This is a genomic window from Stenotrophomonas sp. STEN083, from assembly GCF_056759195.1.
This window is the reverse complement of record NZ_JBRRCU010000044.1, coordinates 1-21,635: the sequence shown is the minus strand read 5'-3', so window position 1 is coordinate 21,635 and position 21,635 is coordinate 1. Positions and strand designations below refer to the sequence as shown.

The 21,635-nt window shown below is 64.3% G+C and carries 15 protein-coding genes; 10 read left to right on the top strand and 5 right to left on the bottom strand.

Translation table 11 applies throughout. The annotated features are described in order from the left end of the window. Nucleotides 1-11: 11 nt before the first annotated feature. The gene (cysK, locus tag ACVOK8_RS13275; protein ID WP_481567228.1) at nucleotides 12-971 is read right to left on the bottom strand and encodes a cysteine synthase A; all 960 of its coding nucleotides are present in this window, start codon (nucleotides 969-971) and stop codon (nucleotides 12-14) included. Between the two features lie 20 nt (nucleotides 972-991). Then, nucleotides 992-2,443 carry a siroheme synthase CysG gene (gene cysG / locus ACVOK8_RS13270; protein ID WP_481567227.1) on the bottom strand — a complete coding sequence of 484 codons (1,452 nt, stop codon included), beginning with the start codon at nucleotides 2,441-2,443 and terminating at the stop codon, nucleotides 992-994. Nucleotides 2,444-2,622: 179 nt separating this feature from the next. Here cysG and ACVOK8_RS13265 point away from each other — a divergent pair, with 179 nt between their 5' ends. From ACVOK8_RS13265 to ACVOK8_RS13255, 3 genes are all read left to right on the top strand, one after another. Further along, the gene (locus ACVOK8_RS13265) at nucleotides 2,623-3,606 is read left to right on the top strand and encodes a LysR family transcriptional regulator (protein ID WP_481516172.1); all 984 of its coding nucleotides are present in this window, start codon (nucleotides 2,623-2,625) and stop codon (nucleotides 3,604-3,606) included. A 315-nt stretch (nucleotides 3,607-3,921) separates the two neighbouring features. After that, nucleotides 3,922-4,359 carry a DUF2946 family protein gene (locus tag ACVOK8_RS13260; protein ID WP_481567226.1) on the top strand — a complete coding sequence of 146 codons (438 nt, stop codon included), beginning with the start codon at nucleotides 3,922-3,924 and terminating at the stop codon, nucleotides 4,357-4,359. A 68-nt stretch (nucleotides 4,360-4,427) separates the two neighbouring features. Further along, nucleotides 4,428-6,488, top strand: coding sequence for a TonB-dependent copper receptor (locus tag ACVOK8_RS13255; protein WP_481567225.1), 2,061 nt, complete (start codon nucleotides 4,428-4,430; stop codon nucleotides 6,486-6,488). A gap of 157 nt (nucleotides 6,489-6,645) precedes the next feature. Here the strand turns inward: ACVOK8_RS13255 and ACVOK8_RS13250 are convergent, their stop codons facing one another. From ACVOK8_RS13250 to ACVOK8_RS13240, 3 genes are all read right to left on the bottom strand, one after another. Beyond that, complete coding sequence (locus ACVOK8_RS13250; RefSeq protein ID WP_481511574.1) at nucleotides 6,646-7,377, bottom strand: phosphoadenylyl-sulfate reductase; 732 nt, start codon at nucleotides 7,375-7,377, stop codon at nucleotides 6,646-6,648. Next, complete coding sequence (cysI, locus tag ACVOK8_RS13245; protein WP_481567224.1) at nucleotides 7,374-9,080, bottom strand: assimilatory sulfite reductase (NADPH) hemoprotein subunit; 1,707 nt, start codon at nucleotides 9,078-9,080, stop codon at nucleotides 7,374-7,376. The genes ACVOK8_RS13250 and cysI overlap by 4 nt, the downstream gene beginning before the upstream one ends. 83 nt (nucleotides 9,081-9,163) lie before the next feature. Further along, nucleotides 9,164-10,999: an assimilatory sulfite reductase (NADPH) flavoprotein subunit gene (locus ACVOK8_RS13240; protein ID WP_481567223.1), complete on the bottom strand. Its 1,836-nt coding sequence runs from the start codon at nucleotides 10,997-10,999 to the stop codon at nucleotides 9,164-9,166. A gap of 200 nt (nucleotides 11,000-11,199) precedes the next feature. Here ACVOK8_RS13240 and cysD point away from each other — a divergent pair, with 200 nt between their 5' ends. The 7 genes from cysD (at nucleotide 11,200) to ACVOK8_RS13205 (ending at nucleotide 21,520) form a co-directional block, all read left to right on the top strand. Then, complete coding sequence (gene cysD / locus ACVOK8_RS13235; RefSeq protein WP_481532144.1) at nucleotides 11,200-12,111, top strand: sulfate adenylyltransferase subunit CysD; 912 nt, start codon at nucleotides 11,200-11,202, stop codon at nucleotides 12,109-12,111. Nucleotides 12,112-12,119: 8 nt separating this feature from the next. Further along, nucleotides 12,120-13,991 carry a sulfate adenylyltransferase subunit CysN gene (cysN, locus tag ACVOK8_RS13230; protein ID WP_481567222.1) on the top strand — a complete coding sequence of 624 codons (1,872 nt, stop codon included), beginning with the start codon at nucleotides 12,120-12,122 and terminating at the stop codon, nucleotides 13,989-13,991. A 315-nt stretch (nucleotides 13,992-14,306) separates the two neighbouring features. Continuing rightward, nucleotides 14,307-15,425 carry an efflux RND transporter periplasmic adaptor subunit gene (locus ACVOK8_RS13225; protein ID WP_481567241.1) on the top strand — a complete coding sequence of 373 codons (1,119 nt, stop codon included), beginning with the start codon at nucleotides 14,307-14,309 and terminating at the stop codon, nucleotides 15,423-15,425. Beyond that, entirely contained in the window at nucleotides 15,422-18,547 is a 3,126-nt protein-coding gene (locus ACVOK8_RS13220) for an efflux RND transporter permease subunit (protein WP_481567221.1), read from the top strand. The genes ACVOK8_RS13225 and ACVOK8_RS13220 overlap by 4 nt, the downstream gene beginning before the upstream one ends. After that, complete coding sequence (locus ACVOK8_RS13215; protein ID WP_481567220.1) at nucleotides 18,540-19,076, top strand: GNAT family N-acetyltransferase; 537 nt, start codon at nucleotides 18,540-18,542, stop codon at nucleotides 19,074-19,076. The genes ACVOK8_RS13220 and ACVOK8_RS13215 overlap by 8 nt, the downstream gene beginning before the upstream one ends. A 146-nt stretch (nucleotides 19,077-19,222) precedes the next feature. Then, entirely contained in the window at nucleotides 19,223-20,668 is a 1,446-nt protein-coding gene (locus ACVOK8_RS13210; RefSeq protein ID WP_481567240.1) for an alanine/glycine:cation symporter family protein, read from the top strand. A gap of 15 nt (nucleotides 20,669-20,683) precedes the next feature. Further along, the gene (locus tag ACVOK8_RS13205; protein ID WP_481567219.1) at nucleotides 20,684-21,520 is read left to right on the top strand and encodes a TrmH family RNA methyltransferase; all 837 of its coding nucleotides are present in this window, start codon (nucleotides 20,684-20,686) and stop codon (nucleotides 21,518-21,520) included. Nucleotides 21,521-21,635 lie beyond the last annotated feature (115 nt).

The window sequence follows — 21,635 nt, the reverse complement described above, 5'->3', positions numbered from 1 at the left end:
AGTAACGACGGTTACGGAAGGCCGGCCAACCAGTCGTCGTCGGAGCCGTCGTTGATGTCGGCAAACAGCGGCGTGGAGAAGTAGCGCTCGCCGGTATCGGGCAGCATCGCCAGGATCACCGAACCGGCCTCGGCATTGGCGGCCACATCCAGTGCACTGGCAACCGTGGCGCCGGAGGAAATGCCGACGAAGATGCCTTCCTCGGCGGCCAGACGGCGCGAGGTTTCAATCGCGCGTTCGTCCTGGATCGACAGCAGTTGGTCGTAGACGTTGCGGTTGAGTACTTCCGGGACGAAGTCCGGGGTCCAGCCCTGGATCTTGTGCGGGGTGAAATCCTTGCCGGCCAGCAGCGCGGCGCCGGCCGGCTCGGTGGCGATGATGCGGGTTTCCGGGCGGGCCAGCTTCAGCACTTCGCCGACGCCGGTCAGGGTGCCGCCGGTGCCCCAGCCGCTGACGAAGTAGTCCAGGCGCTTGCCGGCGAAGTCGCGCAGGATCTCGGCGGCGGTGGTCTGGCGGTGATAGGCCGGGTTGGCCGGATTGGCGAACTGGCTGGCCAGGAACCAGCCGTGCTGCTGGGCCAGCTCCTTGGCCTTGCGCACCATGCCGCTGCCGCGCTCGGCGGCCGGGGTCAGGATCACCTTGGCGCCATAGGCGCGCATCAGCTTGCGGCGCTCGATGGAGAAGGTTTCCACCATGGTGGCGACGAACTTGTAGCCGCGCGCAGCGGCCACCATTGCCAGGGCGACGCCGGTATTGCCGGAGGTAGCTTCGACGATGGTGTCACCTGGCTTGAGCAGGCCCTTCTTCTCGGCGTCGAGGATGATGGCCAGGGCCAGGCGGTCCTTGACCGAACCGGCCGGATTGAACGACTCGACTTTGACGTAGATGTCGACGCCGGCCGGCGCCAGGCGGTTGAGCTTGACCACCGGGGTATTGCCGATGGTGTCCAGGATGCTGTTGTACAGGGCCATTGAAATCTCCGGGGAGGTGGTCAGGCGGCGTCGGCCAGTGTGGGCGGTGCTGTCTTTGCGGAAAGTGAGGAAACAGTAGGCGTTGCGTGCAGCGGGGCGTCGCCGAACCAATGCAGTTCATCGGCCAGCGCCGCCACGTCGCCTAGGATCAGCAGCGCCGGCGATTTCACATCATGCTGGGCGGCGACCTCGGGCAGCTGGCGCAGTTGGCCGCTGATTACGCGTTGGTTGGCGCGCGAGCCGTTTTCGATCAGGGCAAATGGCGTGCTGGCGGCCAGCCCGGCGCCGAGCAGGTGGCTGCGGATCTGTGCAAGCGCGGCCACGCCCATATAGAACACCAGGGTCTGTCGCGGTTCCGACAGTGCTTTCCAATCCAGCGTATCCAGCGAATCCTTGCAGTGCGCGGTCACCAGCCGCAGCTGCTGGGCATGATCACGGTGGGTCAGCGGGATGCCCGCATAGGCGGCGCAGGCCAGTGCGGCGGTAATGCCGGGCACAACTTCAAAGGCGATGCCGTGCACGCGCAGGAACTGCAGCTCCTCGCCGCCACGCCCGAACACGAACGCATCGCCGCCCTTGAGCCGCACCACACGCTTGCCAGCGCGGGCATGTTCCAGCATCAAGGCATGGATGTGCTCCTGCGCGGTGCTGCGGCCCTGTGCGGATTTGCCGACTTCGATGAAGTCGGCATCGCGCCGCGCCAGCTGCAACACTTCGGCGCTGACCAGACGATCGTACAGGATCACATCGGCCTGGTTGAGTGCGCGCAGCGCGTTGAGGGTGAGCAGGCCGGGGTCGCCGGAGCCGGCGCCGACCAGTACCACCGAGCCAGGATGAACCGGCGCTTCGGCCGTGAGGTCCAGCAGCAGCTGGGTTTCGGCAGCGATTGATTGGCGTGAGCGCAACAGGCCGAGCAGCGGCCCCTCGATCAAACGGTCGAAGAAGCGACGGCGCGCGGCCAACTCGGGGAAGCGCTCGCGGATAAGCCCGCGCTTGCGACTGACCAGCTGCGCCAGCTGGCCCCAGGCCTGGTCAAACAGTTCTTCGATCTGGCGACGCACGTGGCGCGCCACCATCGGCGCACCGCCGCCGCTGGAAATGGCGATCTGCAGCGGCCCGCGTTCCACCACCGCCGGTACATGGAAACCGGACAGGGTTGCGTCGTCGACCACGTTGACGAACAGCCGGCGGGCCTCGGCGGCCTCGGCGACCGTGCGGTTGATGGCGGTGTCGTCGGTGGCGGCAATCACCAACCAGATCGACTGGTCCAGCCAGGCCGGATCGAACTGACCATTCAGCCATTGGATGCGCCCGCCATCGGCCAACTGCTGCAGGGCGGGGCTCAAGGCCGGTGCGCCGACCTGGGGCAGGGCCCCAGCACGCAGCAGCGCCTCGGTTTTACGCTCGGCCACCGCGCCCCCGCCAACGACCAGCACGGCCCGACCTTTGAGGTCGGCAAACAGGGGGAACAAGGGGCTGTCCAAGGCGATGGCGGAGGTAGTCGGAGTAAGGACCGTGACCGTAGCGCCGGCCCCGCGGCGCCGGAAATGAAAACCGCCCCACGTCAGATAACTTTAGGTTATAAGTATCGAGACCTTTTTGGCCTACATTCTTCACAGTTCCTTACTGAAGATCTCTCTCCAACACCGCGATGACACTTACCCAACTGCGTTACCTCGTTGCTATTGCCGATGCCGAGCTGAACATCACGCTCGCCGCGACACGGGTGCATGCCACCCAGCCGGGGTTGTCGAAACAGCTCAAACAGCTTGAGGACGAGTTGGGTTTTCTGTTGTTCGTTAGAAAAGGAAGAAGTCTTGAATCGGTAACGCCGGCAGGCGAGGAGGTCATCAGCCGCGCGCGCAGTGTGTTGGCCGAAGCCAACAACATTCGTACCTACGCCGCCAACCAGCGCCGCGAAAGCCACGGCCAGCTGATCCTGACCACGACCCACACGCAGGCACGCTTCGTGCTTCCGCCAGCAGTTGCACGTATCAAACTGGCCTACCCGCAGGTCAGCGTGCATCTGCAACAGGCTGCTGAAAGTGATGCGCTGGATCTGCTGAGCCAAGGCGATGCGGATATCGCCATCATCAGTACTGCAGGCGGCGAACCAAGTACCGGTATCGCGGTGCCCTTGTATCGCTGGCGCAGGTTGGTGCTGGTGCCCAAGGGCCACCCGCTGGATCGCGCTGGAGTGACGCCGGACATGGCTGCATTGGCCAGCCATCCATTGATCAGCTATGAATCTTCCACCCGCACCAGTTCCTCGCTGCGACGCGCGTTTGCCGCACTCGATCTGGAGCCGGACCTGACCCTGACCGCGTTGGACGCGGACCTGATCAAGACCTATGTGCGCACCGGTTTGGGCGTCGGCCTGCTCGCGGAAATGGCGGTAAGCGCCAACGACACCGACCTGCGCGCTTGGCCGGCACCGGCATCGATTCCCGAGTGCATCGCCTGGGCGGTGCTGCCGCGCGACCGCGTGCTGCGCGACTACGCCTTGGAGTTGGTGCACGTGCTTGCACCGCAGATCGACAAGCGTGATCTGCGCCGGGTGTTGGACGGCAACCAGCAGGCCGATTGGCCGGTACCGCCGACCTGGGAATCGTTGACGCAGACGATTACGGTCTAAGCAAAGCAGACTACCCTTAGTGCCGAGCCACGCTCGGCAGAGGCCGTCCTCGTAGACGGGCCGGATAGTGTAGGAGCGGCGTAAGCCGCGAAGCCGTTGGTCCATCGGGTTGCAGATGATTCGACCATCTCATTGAAGCCAGCTTCGCGGCTTACGCCGCTCCTACAACAGCCGTCGGGGTGAGGCATTGATGGGAAAGCCTATGCCGAGCATGGCTCGGCACTACGGACTACCGGTGTGAATGGGGTGTGCGGCAAACGGTCGCACCTTGCGCGGCAACTCCGGCATTTGTCGTGCCGATAAAATGTGCGGGTCATGCGTTCGGTTCGTTTCCAATCCTTTGTACTTCTGCTGGCCTTTGCCGCTGCTTTATTGATGGCGGTGGCGCCAGTGGTCAGCCGTTGGCTGCAGTCCCAGCAGTTGCCGATGAGCGCAATGGAACATGCCGCGCATGAAGTAGCGATGCCGACGCCTGCCGATGCGCACGCCGGTCATCACGACATGCAGCACATGCCGCATGCCGCAACAGAGGTGAAGCCAGCTTCGCCGCCAGCCGATCCGCACGCCGCCCATGGCGAAGCCTGCGACTACTGCACCATGGCCTCGCGCCTGCTGCCATGGTTGGCGGTGATTCTGATACTGGCGCCCTTGCTGTATCGGCCGGCGCCACAATCTCCCCGCAAAACGCTTCGCCTCGTCAGCCTGCGCTGGCCCGCACATCCGCCACGCGGGCCGCCCGCACTCTCCAGATAACGCCACCTTTCCTGTTTGCCGCGCGCTGCTGTTGAGCAACGCGTGGTCGTGTCGTATTGGAGAATTGCATGAAATCCCTTTCCCGCATGCCGGGTGCTCCGGCATGCCTGTCTGTCTGCGTCTGCATGGCGCTGTTTCCGTCTCTCGCCCACGCTGTCGAGCGTGATCTGACCCGGACCCTGGACACCTTGGTGGTCACTGCTGTTGCGCCATCTTCGCCGCTGCAATGGGTCACCGATCCGCGCCTGCCGCGGCAGCCGGTGCCGGCCAGCGATGGCGCCGACTATCTGAAAACCGTGCCGGGTTTCTCGGCTATCCGTAACGGCGGCACCAACGCCGACCCGGTGCTGCGCGGCATGTCCGGCTCACGCCTGAACATTCTCAGCAATGACGGCAATCTGATCGGTGCCTGCCCGTCGCGGATGGACAATCCGTTGTCGTATATCGCACCGGAAACCTATGACCGTTTGACCGTCATCAAAGGCCCGCAGAGCGTGCGCTGGGGGGCTGGCGCCTCTGCAGGTACGGTGCGCTTCGAGCGTGAAACGCCGCGTTTTGATAACCCGGGCATGGAATTGAAGGCCAGCGCCCTTGGCGGTTCCAACAACCGCAATGACCAGATGCTGGACGCAACGTTTGGTAGCAGTCCCGGCTACGTACGGGTCAACGGCAACCGCTCCGAGTCCGATGATTACCGTGATGGCAATGGCGACGTGGTGCCGTCGCGCTGGCGTAAGTGGAACGCCGATGCAGCCATCGGTTGGACACCGGATGCCGACACCGTGGTGGAGCTCACCGCTGGCACAGGTGATGCGATTGCCCGCTACGCCGGTCGTGGCATGGATGGTGCCGCGTTCAAGCGCGACAGCTACGGCCTGCGTTTCGAGCGCGACAACCTGCCCGGCGCCTGGGACAAGCTGCAGGCCAATCTGTACTACAACAACGCGGATCACCTGATGGATAACTACACGCTGCGCACGCCGAACCCAGCCAGCAGTATGCCGATGCCGATGGCTTCGAATGTTGAGCGGCGCACCAGCGGCGGCCGTATCAGCAGCGAATGGCGCTGGCAGCAGGTGGCCGTCGTCGCCGGCATCGATGCGCAGGACAGCCGCCATCGCAGCCGCAATGGCATGGGACGCAATACCTGGCAGCAGACGCCGTGGAAGCGTGATGCAGATTTCAGCAGCCAGGGCGTTTTCACCGAGCTCACCTTGGGCGAAGGCACGCCACAGCGTTGGATCAGCGGCCTGCGTCTGGACAAGGCAACGGTCAAGGATCGACGCGCGACCACCGGCATGATGAGCATGCCAAATCCAACTGCAGGTCAACAGCGTCGGGAGGATCTCGGCAGCGGCTTCTTGCGCTATGAGCGCGATCATGGCCAGGCCTGGACCTGGTATGCAGGCATCGGCCACAGCGAGCGCATGCCGGATTACTGGGAGTTGTTCTCGGCCAATGCCGGGCCTGCCGGCAGCAAGAATGCGTTCTCGGGCGTGAAGCCGGAACAGACCACACAGTTGGACCTGGGCTTGCAGTTCCGTAGCGAAAAGCTCGATGCCTGGGTGTCGGCGTATGCCGGTCGTCTGCAGGACTACATCCTGTTCCAGTACCGCAGCGGCGGCATGATGGGTAGCAGCACCCACGCCAACAATGTGGATGCACGTATCGCCGGCGCGGAAGCGGGCTTGGAGTGGCGGCCGACGCAGGCATGGAAGCTGGGCAGCGCGCTGGCCTATGCCTGGGGTGAGAACCGCAGCGAGAACCGACCGTTGCCACAGATTCCTCCGTTGGAAGGGCGCTTCTCTGCATCGTACGAACAGGCGCGGTGGTCGGTGGGGGCATTGTTGCGTGCGGTCAGCCGGCAGAACCGAGTGGCACAGGACGAGGGCAATGTGGTGGCGCGGGACCTGGGCCCGAGTGCGGGCTTTGCGACCTTGTCGCTCAATGGCGCCTATCGGATCAATGACGGGCTGCGCGCCAGTGTGGGTGTGGACAATCTGTTTGATCGCGCCTACGCCGAGCATCTGAATCTGGCCGGCAGCGCGGATTTTGGCTTTCCGGCAGATCCGGTGCGTATCAATGAGCCGGGGCGTTCGTTCTGGTTGAAGTTGGATTACCGGTATTGAAACGACGGCGCCCGCCTCAGTGAGGCGGGCGTCGATACTGCTTTTGTAGGAGCGGTGTAAGCCGCGAAGCAGACGATCTAGGTCGAATTGCACGCATGACCTGATAGAGCAATCGCTTCGCGACTCACGCCGCTCCTACAAAAGGCGGTATCGCGGCTCAAATTTCTTCGTGCAGGCCGCACTCGCGCTTCAGGCCGAAGAAGCGGGTGTCTTCTTCGCGCATGCCGGCTTCCCAGCGGCGGGTGGTGTGGTAGTCACCGATGGAGACATAACCCTGCTCCCACAGCGGGTGATAGGGCAGCTTGTGCTCCTGCAGATATTTCCACACGTCGCGGTCGCTCCAATCTGCGATCGGGTTGACCTTGAAGCGCTCACCACGGCGCTGCAGCACCGGCGTATTGGCGCGACTTGCCGACTGGCTGCGGCGCAGACCGGTGAACCACGTGCCTACCTGCAGGTCGTCGAGGGCGCGCTTCATAGGCTCGACCTTGCGCAGGTTGTTGTACTGCTCGATGCCGACCACGCCCTGTTCCCACAGGCGGCCATGGCGCGCTTCCATCCAGGCGCGGCTCACCTGCGGGCGGTAGACCTTGAGGTTGAGCTTGAGCCGGTCGGTCAGCTCGTCGGCGAAGCGGTAGGTCTCGGGGAACAGATAGCCGGTGTCGATCAGGATCACCGGAATGTCCGGTCGCTGGCTGCTGAGCAGATGCAGGGTTACCGCCGACTGCGCGCCGAAACTTGACGACAGCACATGCGCGCCGGGGGCGTTCTGCAGTGCCCATTCCACGCGCTGCTGCGCGTCCATCGAATCGAGCAGGGTATTGAGCGGGCCCAGGTCGTCAGGCAGGGTTACCGACGGGTTGTGAGAGGTTTTGGGCAGGGCGCTCATGCTTGCAGTTCCACGGATATCTGGCGGTGAGTGGGGTAGGGAGGAAGGGTGACGATGCCGGCCCGGTGCAGGAAATCACCGAAGCCTTCGTTGCCGTCGCGCTCGCCGGAGTAGCGGGCGAACAGTGGCGCCAATGCATCGAGGATTTCCGGCTCGGTGATGTTCTCGCGGTACAGCGTGTTCAAGCGCTGGCCACGATGGTCGGCGCCGAGCATCAGGTTGTAGCGGCCAGGTGCCTTGCCGACGAGGGCGATCTCGCCCAGGTAAGGGCGCGAGCAACCGTTCGGGCAGCCGGAAATGCGCAGCAGGATCGGTGCGTCGGCCAGCTGATGCTGTTCCAGCAGCGGCTGCAGCTTGGCGCTGAATTCGGGCAGGTAGCGTTCGGCTTCGGCCATGGCCAAACCGCAGGTGGGCAGAGCGACGCAGGCCATGGCGGCGCGTGCCAGCGCGGTCGCGGCGCGGTTGCCGATGTCCAGGCCCGCGCTTTGCACGATGGCGTCAATCTGCGCACGTTGTGCAGCGGGCACGCCGGCGATGACCAGGTTCTGGTTGCCGGTCATGCGGAACTCGCCTTCAACGAAGCGGGCGATTTCGCGCAGGGCGGTAAGGTGCGGGGCGCCGGCCACATCGGCGATGCGCCCGGCCTGCAGCGACAAGGTCAGATGCCAGCGACCGTCGTCGCCTTCCACCCAACCGTAGCGGTCGCCGCTATGTTCGAATGCGGCAGCACGCGACGGCGCGAAACTGATGCCAGCGCGGCGCTCGATCTCGGCCACAACAGTATCCAGGCCATGGTCGTCGATGGTGTACTTGAAGCGGGCGCGCTTGCGCAGCTCGCGGTTGCCAAGATCACGCTGGGTGGTGACGGTTGCGGTGGCGACATCGAGCAGTGCGTCGCGCGGAATGAAGCCAACGCTGTTTGCAATGCGCGGATAGGTTTCGGCATCGCCGTGGGTAGCACCCATGCCGCCACCGATGGTCACGTCATAGCCGAGCAGCTCACCGGCTTCATCGAGCACGCCGATGAAGCCCAGATCGTTGGCATAGACGTCCACATCGTTGAGCGGCGGCAATGCGAAACCAATCTTGAACTTGCGCGGCAGGTAGCGTGCGCCATAGATCGGTTCTTCCTCGGCGCCGCTGCCGGCCACGCATTCTTCGTCCAGCCAGATTTCGTAATAGGCGCGGGTATTGGGCAGCAGGTGCTCGGAGGTGCGCGCAGCGTCCGCGTACAGGGTTGCGTGTGCGCTGGACAGCAGCGGGTTGGCGGCAACCAGTACGTTGCGATTGACGTCACCGCAGGCGGCCAAGGTGTCGATCAGCGCGGCGTTGATCGCCTGCATGGTTGCCTTCAGCTCGCGCTTGATCACGCCATGGAACTGGAAGGCCTGGCGGGTGGTGATGCGCAGCGAATGGTTGCCGTAGCGGGTGGCGATGCTGTCCAGCTTCAGCCACTGCTCCGGGCTGATCACGCCGCCCGGGGTGCGGGTGCGGATCATGAACTGGTAGGCGGGCTCAAGCTTCTGCCGGCGGCGCTCATCGCGCACGTCGCGGTCGTCCTGCTGGTAGCTGCCGTGGTACTTGATCAGGGTCTGGTCGTCTTCGCGCAATGCGCCAGTGACAGGGTCGGCCAGGCTTTCCAGCAGGGAGCCGCGCAAGCGGTTGCTGTCGGCCTTGATGTTCTCAACGGAGTGGGTGCTCATTCTTTTCGCTATCTGGAATCAGAGATTGTAGGAGCGGCGTAAGCCGCGAAGCCGGTGCTGGATCAGATCGCAGCATTCAAGCCTCAATACACATCCCGCCCATAGCGCCCCTCCGTGTGCAGTCGAGTCAGATAGTCGCGGGCATCGTCTTCATCAAGCCCGCCGTGTTCGCGCAATACATCCAGCAGTGCTGCATGCACGTCCTTGCCCATGGCGATGGCGCCGCACACATACAGGTGCGCGCCGTTCTGCAGCCAGTCGTACAAATCCTTGCCGCGGGTACGCAGGCGCTGCTGCACGTAAATCTTGTCGGCTTGGTCCCTTGAGAAAGCAAGGTCAAGACGATCCAGTTCCTTGCGGCGCAGCGCGTCCTGCCATTCGGTCTGGTACAGGAAGTCGGTATTGAAGTGGCGTGCGCCGAAGAACAGCCAGTTGCGACCGGTTGCTCCGATCTCGGCGCGTTCCTGCACAAAGCCGCGGAATGGCGCCACGCCGGTGCCGGGGCCAATCATGATGATGTCGCGGCTGCTGTCGGCCGGTACCCGGAAGCGTTCATTGGCTTCGATGTAGACCGGCAGTTGCGCGCCTTCTTCCAGTACGCTCAGGAAGCCGCTGGCGGCGCCTAAGTGCTCGCTGCCATGGGCGTGGTAGCGCAGTTCGTCGACGGTCAGATGTACTTCTTCACCGACCCGCTTGCGGCTGGAGGCGATGGAGTACAGGCGCTGAGCGGCGGGGCGCAGGGTGCCGAGCAGGGCATCGGCGTTCCACTCGGCTGGCCAGCGGCGCAGCACGTCGACCAGTTGATGGTCTTCAAATACGGAGGCCAGTTCGCTCTTCTGTGCCGGGTCGAGCAGGCGCGCAAGTTCCGGATGCGCGCTACGCTCGGCCACTGACGTCAGCAGTGGGCGCGAGATACGGGTCAGCTCGCGGTGCTCGCCCAGCCATTGCGCCAGCGGCCGACTGTGGCCGTCGTGTTCGATCTGCAGCGTGCCATCAAGGCCGGTGACATCCAGTACCGCTTCGACCAGCTCGGTCGGGTTGCGGTGCACGATCCCCAACGCATCACCGGGTTCGTAATGCAGGCCGCTGCCTTCCAGTGACAGCTCAAGATGATGCACCGACTTGGCCGCGTTGCCGTACTTGGCATAGGCCGGGCCCTTGAAGTCGCGGCCGCTGATGACCTGGCGCGACAGCAGTTCGGCACTGAACGGGTGCAGGGCGGTCCACGCGCCGGCATGGCGCAGGGGAGTGACATTGCTGGGCGTAGCGGCGACGGTTTCGCCGATCACGCTGCGGGCATTGATCAGTGCCTGGCTGCGCCACGGCGTGACCACGCTGTCGATGTCCAGGTCGGCTTCGCCCACTTCCTGCAGGCGAGTGGCGCCCAGCTCGGCCAGACGGCTGTCGAGCTTGCGGGCGATGCCGCAGAATTCCACATAGCTGGAGTCGCCAAGACCCAGCACGGCGTACTTCAGCTCCGGCAGCTTGGGCGCACGCTTGCCGGCAATGAATTCGACCAGGCCGATGGCGTCGTCCGGCGGGTCGCCTTCGCCCTGGGTGCTGATGACGATATAGAGCAGGCGCTCGTTGGCCAGCTCACGGGTAGCGTAGGCATCGGCGCGGACTACCCGCACCGGCAGACCGGCTGCTTCGGCCTCGGCGGCCAGTTGCTCGGCGGCGCGGCGGGCGTTGCCGGTCTGGCTGCCATAAACCACGGTCAGCCGGGTCTGCGCTGGCTGTGCGGCTTGGCCGCCGGAGATGACGGTAAGGGCAGTGGGAGAGGTACCCTGCGCCAACCCGGCGGCAAACCCGGACAGCCACCACAGGCTGTTGCCATCCAGACCGGCTACCAGTTGCGACAGCAGGACCCTGCGGTCTTCGGGCAAGGGGCTGGGTGGCACGGTGGCGGCGGCGGTCATTTCCATTCCGGTCTAGGTAGGGATGACCGATGCTAGGTACAGCGCGCCATCAGGGGAAAGGAGCAGCGGTTATCGCTTCATGCCCTGCGTTTATTTCAATCGGCGCAGTGTCCCCTCCACACTCGGCGGACTGTCCGGAGTCCCGTCCGGCTTCGCTGCTACTCTTGCCCTCGGGCCCCGCCTCCTTATTTCGGCACGCAATGACCGCCACTGCACCCCTGTCACACCTCGACCGCCTGGAAGCGGAGAGCATCCATATCCTGCGTGAAGTCGCCGCCGCCTTTGACAACCCGGTGCTGATGTACTCGGTGGGCAAGGACAGCTCGGTATTGCTACACCTGCTGCTGAAGGCGTTCGCGCCGGGCGTGCCGCCGATCCCGTTGCTGCATGTGGATACGCGCTGGAAGTTTGGCGAGATGATCGCCTTCCGCGACCGCCGCGTGGCCGAGACCGGTACCGAGCTACGGGTGCATATCAACCCGGATGGCATCGCCCGCGACATCGGCCCGGTCAGCCATGGCCCCAGTGTGCATACCGACGTGATGAAGACCCAAGGTTTGAAGCAGGCCTTGGACAAGTGGAAGTTCGATGCCGCCATCGGTGGCGCGCGTCGCGACGAAGAGAAGTCGCGGGCCAAGGAGCGGGTGTTCTCGTTCCGCAATGACCGCCACCGCTGGGACCCGAAGAACCAGCGCCCGGAGCTGTGGAATCTTTACAACGCCCGCATCCACCAGGGCGAGAGCGTGCGCGTGTTCCCGCTGTCGAACTGGACCGAGCTGGATATCTGGCTCTACATCTACCGCGAGAAGATCCCGGTGGTGCCGCTCTACCTCGCCGCTGAACGGCCCGTCGTCGAGCGCGACGGCAGCCTGATCATGGTCGATGACGAGCGCCTGCCGCTGCATCCGGGCGAAGTGCCACAGCTGCGCAAGGTGCGTTTCCGCACGCTGGGCTGCTATCCGCTGACCGGTGCGATTGAATCCGAAGCCGACACCCTGGAGAAGATCATCGCCGAAATGCTGGTATCGACCAGTTCCGAGCGTCAGGGCCGGCTGATCGACCATGACCAGTCTGCATCGATGGAGAAGAAGAAGTTGGAGGGGTATTTCTGATGCGCGCCATGACCACTTCTTCTTCCGACATCGCCGCCTACCTGAAGACCCACGAAACCAAGCCGTTGCTGCGCTTCATCACCTGCGGCAGCGTCGACGACGGCAAGAGCACGCTGATCGGTCGCCTGCTGTACGAGAGCAAGCGGCTGTTCGACGACCAGCTGTCCGCGCTGGAAGCAGACAGTCGTCGTCATGGCACCCAGGGAGAGCGCATCGATTACGCATTGCTGCTCGATGGTCTGGCCGCCGAGCGCGAGCAGGGCATCACCATCGACGTGGCCTACCGCTACTTCGATACCGATCGCCGCAAGTACATCGTTGCCGATTGCCCCGGGCATGAGCAGTACACCCGCAACATGGCTACTGGTGCCTCGACTGCCGATGTTGCGGTGGTGCTGGTGGATGCGCGCAAAGGTCTGCTTACCCAGACCCATAGACACAGCTACATCATCTCGCTGCTGGGCATCGGCCAGGTGGTGTTGGCGGTGAACAAGATGGATCTGGTCGATTACGACCAGTCCGTGTTTGAACGCATCGTCGCCGACTACCAGGCGCTTGCGGCGCAGTTGGGCATTGCCAATGTGCAGGCGATTCCGTTGTCGGCGCTGGAAGGGCAGAACCTGTCCACGCGTTCGTCGGCGATGCCCTGGTATGGCGGTCCCAGCCTGATCGAGCACCTGGATACGGTCGAACTGAGCGCGCATGACGCCGCCAGCGGGCTGCGTCTGCCGGTGCAATGGGTCAATCGACCCAACCAGGACTTCCGTGGCTTTGCCGGCACCATTGCCGCCGGTCAGGTGCGGGTGGGTGACGAAGTGGTGGTGCTGCCGTCGGCACGCCGTTCCACGGTCAAGCAGGTGCTGGGGCCGGATGGTCCGCTGGCGGTCGCCGCGACCGGGCAGGCGGTGACGCTGACCCTGGACGATGAAGTCGATGTCAGTCGCGGAGATGTGATCGCCGCAGCGGGTGATCCGCCGGAAGTGGCCGACCAGTTCGCCGCGCACGTGCTGTGGATGGACGATGCGGCGCTGCTGCCAGGCCGCCCGTACTGGCTGCAGATCGGCAGCCGCACCGTTGCCGCCAACATCAGTGAGATCAAACACCGCGTTGACGTGAATACGCAGGAGCGGCTGGCGGCCAAGCGTCTGGAGCTGAATGAAGTTGGCTACTGCAATCTGTCGCTGGACGAACCGGTGGCCTTCGCCCCGTATGCACAGAACCGCGCATTGGGCGGCTTCATCCTGATCGACCGCCAGACCAATGCCACCGTCGCCGCCGGCACCCTGGATTTCGCCTTGCGTCGCGCTGGCAACGTGCATTGGCAGCATCTGGATGTGGACAAGGCCGCGCGGGCGCGGATCAAGGGCCAGCAGCCCAAGGTGCTGTGGTTCACCGGTTTGTCGGGCGCGGGCAAGTCCACCGTCGCCAACCAGGTCGAGAAGCGCCTGCATGCGCAGGGCGTGCATACCTTCCTTCTGGACGGTGACAACGTCCGTCATGGCCTGAATCGCGATCTGGGCTTTACCGACGAGGACCGCGTGGAGAACATCCGCCGCGTTGCCGAGGTAGCCCGGCTGATGGCCGATGCCGGGCTGGTGGTGCTGGTCAGCTTCATCTCGCCATTCCGAGCGGAACGGCAGATGGCACGCGAGCGTTTCGAGGATGGCGAGTTCATCGAGGTATTCGTCGATGTGCCGCTGGCAGTGGCCGAAACGCGGGATGTGAAGGGCCTGTACCGCAAGGCCCGCGCCGGGCAGATCCCCAACTTCACCGGCATCGATTCGCCGTATGAAGCGCCTGAGGCCCCGGAACTGCACCTGCGGGCTGATACCGATAGCGTGCCGGTGATGGTGGAGCAAGTGTTGCAGGCGCTGCGCTGATTTGCCGGGAGTTGTGGTTTTGGGTTGTTGGTTGTGGGAGCGGCGTAAGCCGCGAAGCCACCGCCCCGTCGGTGCCCGGATTCTTCCGCAGTTGCAGCTTCTACCCCCTCCCTTTTGCGCAGCAAAGGGGAGGGTTGGGGAGGGGTAAGCTCTTGGCATCACGTGTGCAGGCCCCTGCCGAGCATGGCTCGGCACTACCGCCGCTCCGTCAAACGAGCCGCAATCCCACAATAAGTGCATTCCCCCCCTAACGGCACATCCGGCCGTCATCTGGCACCGCTAGACTGCTTGATCGTGTATCAGATGGGACTGCGTATGTTCGGGCGATTTGCCGCCACCGTTGCGGGTGGCACTGTCTTGGCGCTGGCGTTGGCCGGATGCAACCGCAAGAACGCCGAGGCGCCACGGCAAGCCGCCGGCGCGGTGCTGGTCACCACACAGGTCGTTGAAACCGCCCCGTGGAGCGACACGCTGCAGGCCAACGGCACTGCCAAGGCGCGCGAATCCATCATCGTCACCGCCAAGGTCAGCGAGATCATCGACAAGGTGCATTTCGAAAGCGGCCAGCAGGTGGCCACAGGCGCGCCCTTGGTGACGCTGCGCGGCCAGGCCCAGCAGGCCGCGCTCGCCCAGGCCCAGGCGACCTTCGCCGAGGCCGACCGGCTCTACAAGCGCCAGCGTGAACTGGCAGCCCAGCAGCTGGTAGCGCATTCGACCCTGGATACACAGCAATCGATCCGTGACGCCGCCGAAGCCCGCGTGCAGCAGATGCGCGCCGATATCGGTGACCGTAGCGTGCGCGCGCCATTCGCTGGCGTACTGGGTATCCGTCAGGTCAGTCCGGGTTCACTGGTCACCCCGACTACCGCGATCGCCACGCTGGACGACATCTCGCGCATGCACGTCGATTTCCAGGTGCCCGAAGCGCAACTGTCCTCGCTGCAGAACGGCGACAAGGTCAGTGGCAGCAGCATCGCCTACCCGGGCCGGACGTTTGAAGGCACGGTCAGCACCATCGACGCACGCGTCGACCCGGGTAGCCGCGCGATCACCGTGCGCGCTGATTTCGACAACGCAGACCATGCGCTGCGCCCAGGCATGCTGCTGGACGTGCGTCTGTATCGGCCTGAACGCGATGCGCTGGTGATCCCGGAAATCGCAGTAGTGCAGGTGGGGCGTGACTCTTACGTGTTCCGGGTCAAGCAGGATGAAAGCGTTGAGCGCGCCGACATCAAGGCTGGCACCCGCCGTGCCGGTGTGGTGGAAATCGTCGAAGGGCTGAAGGCGGGTGATCGCATCGTGGTCGATGGCACCGGCAAGCTACGCCCGGGTATCCGTATCCAGGATGACAAGCCGGCCAAGGCCGCCGACACGGCCACACCGCCGAAACCGGCAGACGTTACCGTACCGACCAAGATGGCGACCGCCGGATGAAGCTGTCCGATCTTTCGATCAAGCGGCCGGTACTGGCCGTGGTGATGAGCCTGTTGCTGCTGGTGCTGGGCATCATGTCGTTCACCCGACTGACCCTGCGCGAGCTGCCGGCGATTGATCCGCCCATCGTCTCGGTGTCGGTGGATTACACCGGCGCCTCGGCGGCGGTGATCGAAAGCCGCGTCACCCAGGTGCTGGAGGACGCGCTGGCCGGTATCGAAGGCATTGATACCATCAACGCACGCAGCACCAATGGCCGTGCCTCGGTCAGCATCGAGTTCAACGCCAACCGCGACATCGAAGCCGCGGCCAATGACGTGCGTGATGCGGTCAGCCGTGTTGCCGACCGCATGCCGGAAGAGGCGCGGCCGCCGGAGATCGCCAAGGTCGAGAGCGACGCCGACCCGATCATCTGGTTCAACATGTCGTCCTCGGTGATGGATACGCTGGAACTCAGCGACTATGCCGACCGCTATGTCGTGGACCGGTTCTCCAGCATCGACGGCGTAGCGCAGGTCCGCATCGGTGGCCGCCAGCGCTATGCGATGCGGGTGTGGCTGGACCGTGATCAGTTGGCTGCGCGCGGCATGACCGTCAACGAAGTGGAAACCGCGCTGCGCAACGAGAACGTGGAGTTGCCGGCAGGCCGCATCGAATCGGCCGACCGCGATTTCACCCTGCGCGTGGAGCGCAGCTACGTGGCTCCGGCCGACTTCGCCAGCATCCCGCTGGGCAAGGGCAATGACGGTTACGTCGTGCGCTTGGGCGACGTGGCCAAGGTTGAACTGGCCTCGTCCGAGCGTCGCGCCTATTTCCGCAGCAACGGCGAGCCAGGCATCGGCCTGGGCATCGTCAAGACCTCCACTGCCAATGCGCTGGACGTGGCGCGCGATACCCGCGCCGAAGCCGACCGCATCGGTCAGACCCTGCCCAAGGGCACGCAGATTTTCGTCGCCTTCGACAACACCACCTTCATCGAAGCAGCGGTGGAGCGCGTTTACGCGACGCTGGTTGAAGCGATGATCCTGGTGCTGATCGTGATCTGGCTGTTCCTCGGCAGCCTGCGCGCGGCAGTGATTCCGGCGGTGACGGTGCCGGTGTGTCTGGTCGCCGCCTTCATCGCGCTGTTCGCCTTCGGCTTCTCGATCAACCTGTTCACCCTGCTGGCGCTGGTGCTGTGTATCGGCCTGGTGGTGGATGACGCCATCGTCGTGGTCGAGAATGTGCAACGGCGCATCGACCTGGGCGAGCCACCGTTGGTGGCCGCCAAACGCGGTACCGCGCAGGTGGCCTTCGCGGTGATCGCGACGACTGCTGTTTTGGTGGCGGTATTCCTGCCGGTCGGCTTCCTCGAAGGCAATACCGGCCGCCTGTTCCGTGAGCTGGCGGTTGCGCTGGCGGCAGCGGTGGCCTTGTCGGCCTTCGTCGCACTGACGCTGACGCCGATGATGGCGTCCAAGCTGCTCAAGCCGCACAGCGAGCAGAAGGTCAGCCGTCTGCATGGTTTCATCAACCGTCAGCTGGAGCGTTTGTCGGCAGCGTACGGGCGGGTGCTGGATCGCCATGTGCAGCGCAGCTGGATCTTCGGCTTGGTGATGTTGGCTGCGCTCGGCGCAAGCTGGGGCCTGTTCAAGCTGATTCCCTCGGAACTCGCGCCGGCCGAAGACCGTGGCTCGTTCCAGATCATGATCGATGGCCCGGAAGGCGCTGGCTATGACTACACCGTCGAACAGGTGCAGCAGGTCGAGAAGATCGTCTCGCGTTTCGTCGGCCCGGATGAGCCAATCGTCCGCGCCAATCCGCGCGTACCCGGCGGTTGGGGCAACAGCGAGGAAATGCATACCGGTCGCATGAGCGTGTTCCTGCAGCCGTGGCGCAACCGCAGCGAAGCCACGGTGGATGTGGCCAATGATCTGCAGAAAGAGTTGAACGACCTCAGTGGCGTGCGCGTGCGCACCATGGTCGGTGGTGGTCTGGTGCGCAGCATGGGCCAGCCGTTCCAGATCGTGCTGGGTGGCCCGGAGTATGCGGAAATCGCGCAGTGGCGTGATCGCCTGCTGGAGCGCATGGCCGACTACCCCGGTCTGGTCGGCGCCGATTCGGACTACAAGGAAACCCGGCCGCAGATGCGGGTCAACATCGACCGGCAGCGTGCGGCCGACCTGGGCATCTCGGTCACCGACATCGGCCGCGCGCTGGAAACCATGATGGGCTCGCGCCGCGTCACCACCTTCGTCGACAACGGCGAGGAATACGACGTGCTGGTGCAGGCCGGTCGCGAAGGCCGGGCCTCGCCGGCCGACCTGTCGGCGATCCAGGTGCGCGCACGCTCGGGTGAACTGGTGCCGCTGTCCAACCTGGTCACGCTCAGTGAAGTGGCCGAAGCCGGCAGCCTCAACCGCTTCAATCGCCTGCGCTCGATCACCATCAGCGCCAACGTCGCACCCGGTCACACCCTGGGCGAGACCATCGCCTGGGCCAAACAGGTCGCCGCCGAAGAACTGCCGGAATATGCGCAGATCGACTGGAAGGGCGAGTCGCGCGAGTACCAAAGTGCCGGCAGCGCGGTGCTGCTGACCTTCGCCATGGCCTTGCTGGTGGTCTACCTGGTGCTGGCCGCGCAGTTCGAGAGCTTCATCCATCCGCTGGTGATCATGCTGACCGTGCCCTTGGGCGTGCTCGGCGCGTTTGTTGGCCTGTATCTCAGCGGCGGCACGCTCAACCTGTTCAGTCAGATCGGCATCGTCATGCTGGTGGGTTTGGCAGCGAAGAACGGCATCCTGATCGTCGAGTTCGCCAACCAGCTGCGCGATGAGGGCCGCACAGTGCACAAGGCCATCGTCGAGTCGTCGATGGTGCGCCTGCGGCCGATCCTGATGACCTCGATCGCTACGGTGGTTGGTGCGGTTCCGTTGGTGGTTGCCGGTGGCCCGGGTTCGGCCAGCCGCGCCACCATCGGCATCGTGGTGATCTTCGGTGTCAGCGTGTCCACCTTCCTGTCGCTGTTCGTGGTGCCTGCGTTCTATGCCTTGCTGGCGCCGTATACCAAGTCGCCGGAAACCGTGGCCAACGCGCTGGAAAAACTCGAGCGTGAGACACCTGCGGTTGGCGGCCATGCGTGAGCCGCTGCTCGGCGGTCGCGTCCAGTTGCGCCCCTGGCAAGCAGGGGATCTGGACGCGCTGCTCGAGCATGCCAATGATGTTGAGGTATCGCGAGGGCTGAGCACGCGCTTTCCCTATCCGTATACCCGCGCCGATGGCGAGGCGTTTCTGGGTGGACAGGTGCTGGACCTGCGGGGGCAGGTGTTCGCGCTGGTCATTGATGGCCAGGCCTGCGGCGGCATCGGGGTCACCCAAGGTAAGGCCGAGCGTCGCCATTCAGCGTCGTTGGGCTATTGGCTGGGCCGGCGTCATTGGGGGCAGGGCATCATGACCACGGTCGTCGCTGCCTATGTGCCTTGGGTGATGGACAGCCTGGAGCTGGCGCGGTTGTCCGCGCAGGTGATGGCCGGCAATCCCGCCTCGGCGCGGGTGCTGTTGAAGAACGGATTCGTGGAGGAGGGCACCGAGCGCCAGTCGGTGTTCAAGGATGGGCAGTTGCATGACATGCGCTGCTTCGCCCTTATCAGGACTTGGCTGCAATCCACGTAGGAGCCTGCACAACCGGGCCCAATCGTGGAAAAATCGGCCAGCCCCGGAATTCCGGGCTTTGGCTACCTTTCAGCTTTCCGGGGAATTACGTGGAATCCATCGTCGAATACGTAAACGGCATCATCTGGAGTAATGCGCTCATCTTCATGTGTCTGGGGGCGGGCCTCTGGTTCAGCCTGCGCACCCGCTTCATGCAGATCCGCGGTTTCGCTGAAATGTGCCGCCTGACGGTGCGCGGCGAGAAATCCGAGGCCGGCGTGTCCTCGTTCCAGGCATTGGCCATGTCGATGGCTGGCCGCATGGGTATCGGCAACATCGCCGGTGTGGCCACCGCCATTGCCTACGGCGGGCCGGGTGCGATCTTCTGGATGTGGGTGATGGGCTTCCTTGGCGCTTCCACGTCCTACGTGGAATCGACGCTGGCGCAGATCTACAAGACCAAGGATGCCGAAGGCCGCTACCGCGGTGGCCCGGCTTACTACATTGAAAAAGCGATGGGCCTGAAGTGGTATGCGGCCGTGTTCGCCGTGGCCACCGTGATCGCCGCAGGCTTCCTGCTGCCGGGCGTACAGGCCAATGCAATCGCCGACAGCGCGGTCAACGTACTGTGCACCGGCGCCAATGCCTGCGCATCGGTCGGCGGTGCCGCCAGCATGAAATTGTGGATCGGCCTGAGCGTCGCGGTGCTGCTCGGTATCATCATTTTCGGTGGCGTAAAGCGCATTGCCAGCTTCGCCGAAGTGATCGTGCCGTTCATGGCACTGGGCTTCATCCTGATGGCGGTCGTGGTGATGATGCTCAACGCCAGCAAGGTGCCGGCGATGTTCTCGGACATCTTCTCCAGCGCCTTTGGCGCACATGCGGCCTTTGGCGGCATCATCGGTCAGGCCATCGCCTGGGGCGTGAAGCGTGGCATCTATGCCAACGAGGCTGGCCAGGGTACTGGCCCACACGCCGCTGCTGCTGCCGAGGTTTCGCACCCGGCCAAGCAGGGCTATGTGCAGGCTTTCGCCATCTACTTCGACACCATGCTGGTCTGCACCTCGACCGCGTTCCTTGTGCTGTCCACCGGCATGTACAACGTGTTCCGTGAAGTCACCGAAGGCGGCGTGACCAAGCTGGAAGCCATCATTACCGGCGTGCCCGGCGTACAGCCCTCCGAAGGTGCGCTGTTCACCCAGGCCGCGGTGGAGTCGGTATTGCCGGGTTGGGGCGCGGGTTTCGTGGCGCTGGCGCTGTTCTTCTTCGCCTTCACCACGATCATGGCCTATTACTACATGGCCGAAACCAACCTGACCTATCTGGCCGGCAGCAACCGCACCCATCCGGCGGCGACCTTGGTGCTGCGTCTCGGCATCATGGGCATGGTGGTGTTTGGCGCCTACCACAATGCGAAAATGGCCTGGGCGCTGGGTGATATCGGCGTCGGCTTGATGGCCTGGCTGAACGTCATCGCCATCCTGATCCTGCAAAAGCCTGCCATGCTTGCACTGTCCGACTATGAGCGGCAGAAGAAGCTGGGCTTGGACCCGGTCTTCGACCCCGATGCACTGGGCATCAAAAATGCCGATTTCTGGCGCAATAAGAAGTAATTCAAAGGAACCGCTGTGAGTAACCCCTGGAACAACCGTCGCCCTTCCTCGCGGCCACCCCGCGCGATTCCGGCTGCACCCTCGGCCGCACGTGAAGGCGACGGTGTCCCGGTACGCGGTGGTGATGAGATGCGTCTGTACGGCGTCAACGCCGTGCAGGCGATGTTTGCCAAACGCCCGCAGGCGTTGCGCAAGCTGTATCTGGCCGAGGACATGATCCCGCGGCTGCAGCCGCTGCTGAAGTGGTGCGTGGCTAACCGCGTGGGTTACCGCGTGGTTGGCGATGGCGACCTCAACAAGCTGGCCGCCACCACCCACCACGAAGGCCTGGTGGCCGACGTGCAGAAGCAGGAGCCACTGCCGTTGGCGACCTGGTTGGCATCGTTGAAGGACGGTCCGGCGCTGGCCCTGTGGCTGGATGGCGTGGGCAACCCGCACAACTTCGGCGCGATCCTGCGCTCGGCTGCGCACTTTGGTGTTGCGGCGATCCTGCTGCCGGCGGACTCGACGCTGGCGCTGTCCGGCGCCGCTGCGCGCGTTGCGGAAGGCGGCGCAGAGTCGGTGCCGCTGGTGCGCCTGCCTGCCTTGCCGCAGGCCGTTGCGCAGCTGCGTGACGCTGGTTTCGGCCTGGCTGCGACCTTGGTTGCCGATGGCGACAACGTATTTACCACCGAGCTGCCGGATCGCATGGTGTATGTGATGGGTGCTGAGAGCGAAGGCATGGACCGTGACTTCGCACAGAGCTGTGACCTGCGCTTGTCCATTCCCGGTAGCGGCGCAGTGGAAAGCTTGAACGTGGCCTCGGCCACCGCGGTATTCCTGGCCAGCTGGAACAGCCGCAAGCAGCGCTGAAAAGCGCGTCGGCAAAGGCTTCACCTGTAGTGGGGGGGGCGGGGGGGCCCGGGGGCGTCGGGGGCAGGGAACGGCGGAGGCCCTGCACGGGCTGAGAAGGAAACGACCACACCCC

Coding starts and splice junctions, on each gene's coding strand:
- ACVOK8_RS13210 (WP_481567240.1), top strand. CDS start 19,223: ATGTGTCTGGGGGCGGGCCTCTGGTTCAGCCTGCGCACCCGCTTCATG.
- cysD (WP_481532144.1), top strand. CDS start 11,200: ATGACCGCCACTGCACCCCTGTCACACCTCGACCGCCTGGAAGCGGAG.
- ACVOK8_RS13215 (WP_481567220.1), top strand. CDS start 18,540: ATGCGTGAGCCGCTGCTCGGCGGTCGCGTCCAGTTGCGCCCCTGGCAA.
- ACVOK8_RS13255 (WP_481567225.1), top strand. CDS start 4,428: ATGAAATCCCTTTCCCGCATGCCGGGTGCTCCGGCATGCCTGTCTGTC.
- ACVOK8_RS13225 (WP_481567241.1), top strand. CDS start 14,307: ATGTTCGGGCGATTTGCCGCCACCGTTGCGGGTGGCACTGTCTTGGCG.
- cysK (WP_481567228.1), bottom strand. CDS start 971: ATGGCCCTGTACAACAGCATCCTGGACACCATCGGCAATACCCCGGTG.
- ACVOK8_RS13220 (WP_481567221.1), top strand. CDS start 15,422: ATGAAGCTGTCCGATCTTTCGATCAAGCGGCCGGTACTGGCCGTGGTG.
- ACVOK8_RS13265 (WP_481516172.1), top strand. CDS start 2,623: ATGACACTTACCCAACTGCGTTACCTCGTTGCTATTGCCGATGCCGAG.
- ACVOK8_RS13250 (WP_481511574.1), bottom strand. CDS start 7,377: ATGAGCGCCCTGCCCAAAACCTCTCACAACCCGTCGGTAACCCTGCCT.
- cysI (WP_481567224.1), bottom strand. CDS start 9,080: ATGAGCACCCACTCCGTTGAGAACATCAAGGCCGACAGCAACCGCTTG.
- cysN (WP_481567222.1), top strand. CDS start 12,120: ATGACCACTTCTTCTTCCGACATCGCCGCCTACCTGAAGACCCACGAA.
- ACVOK8_RS13240 (WP_481567223.1), bottom strand. CDS start 10,999: ATGACCGCCGCCGCCACCGTGCCACCCAGCCCCTTGCCCGAAGACCGC.
- ACVOK8_RS13260 (WP_481567226.1), top strand. CDS start 3,922: ATGCGTTCGGTTCGTTTCCAATCCTTTGTACTTCTGCTGGCCTTTGCC.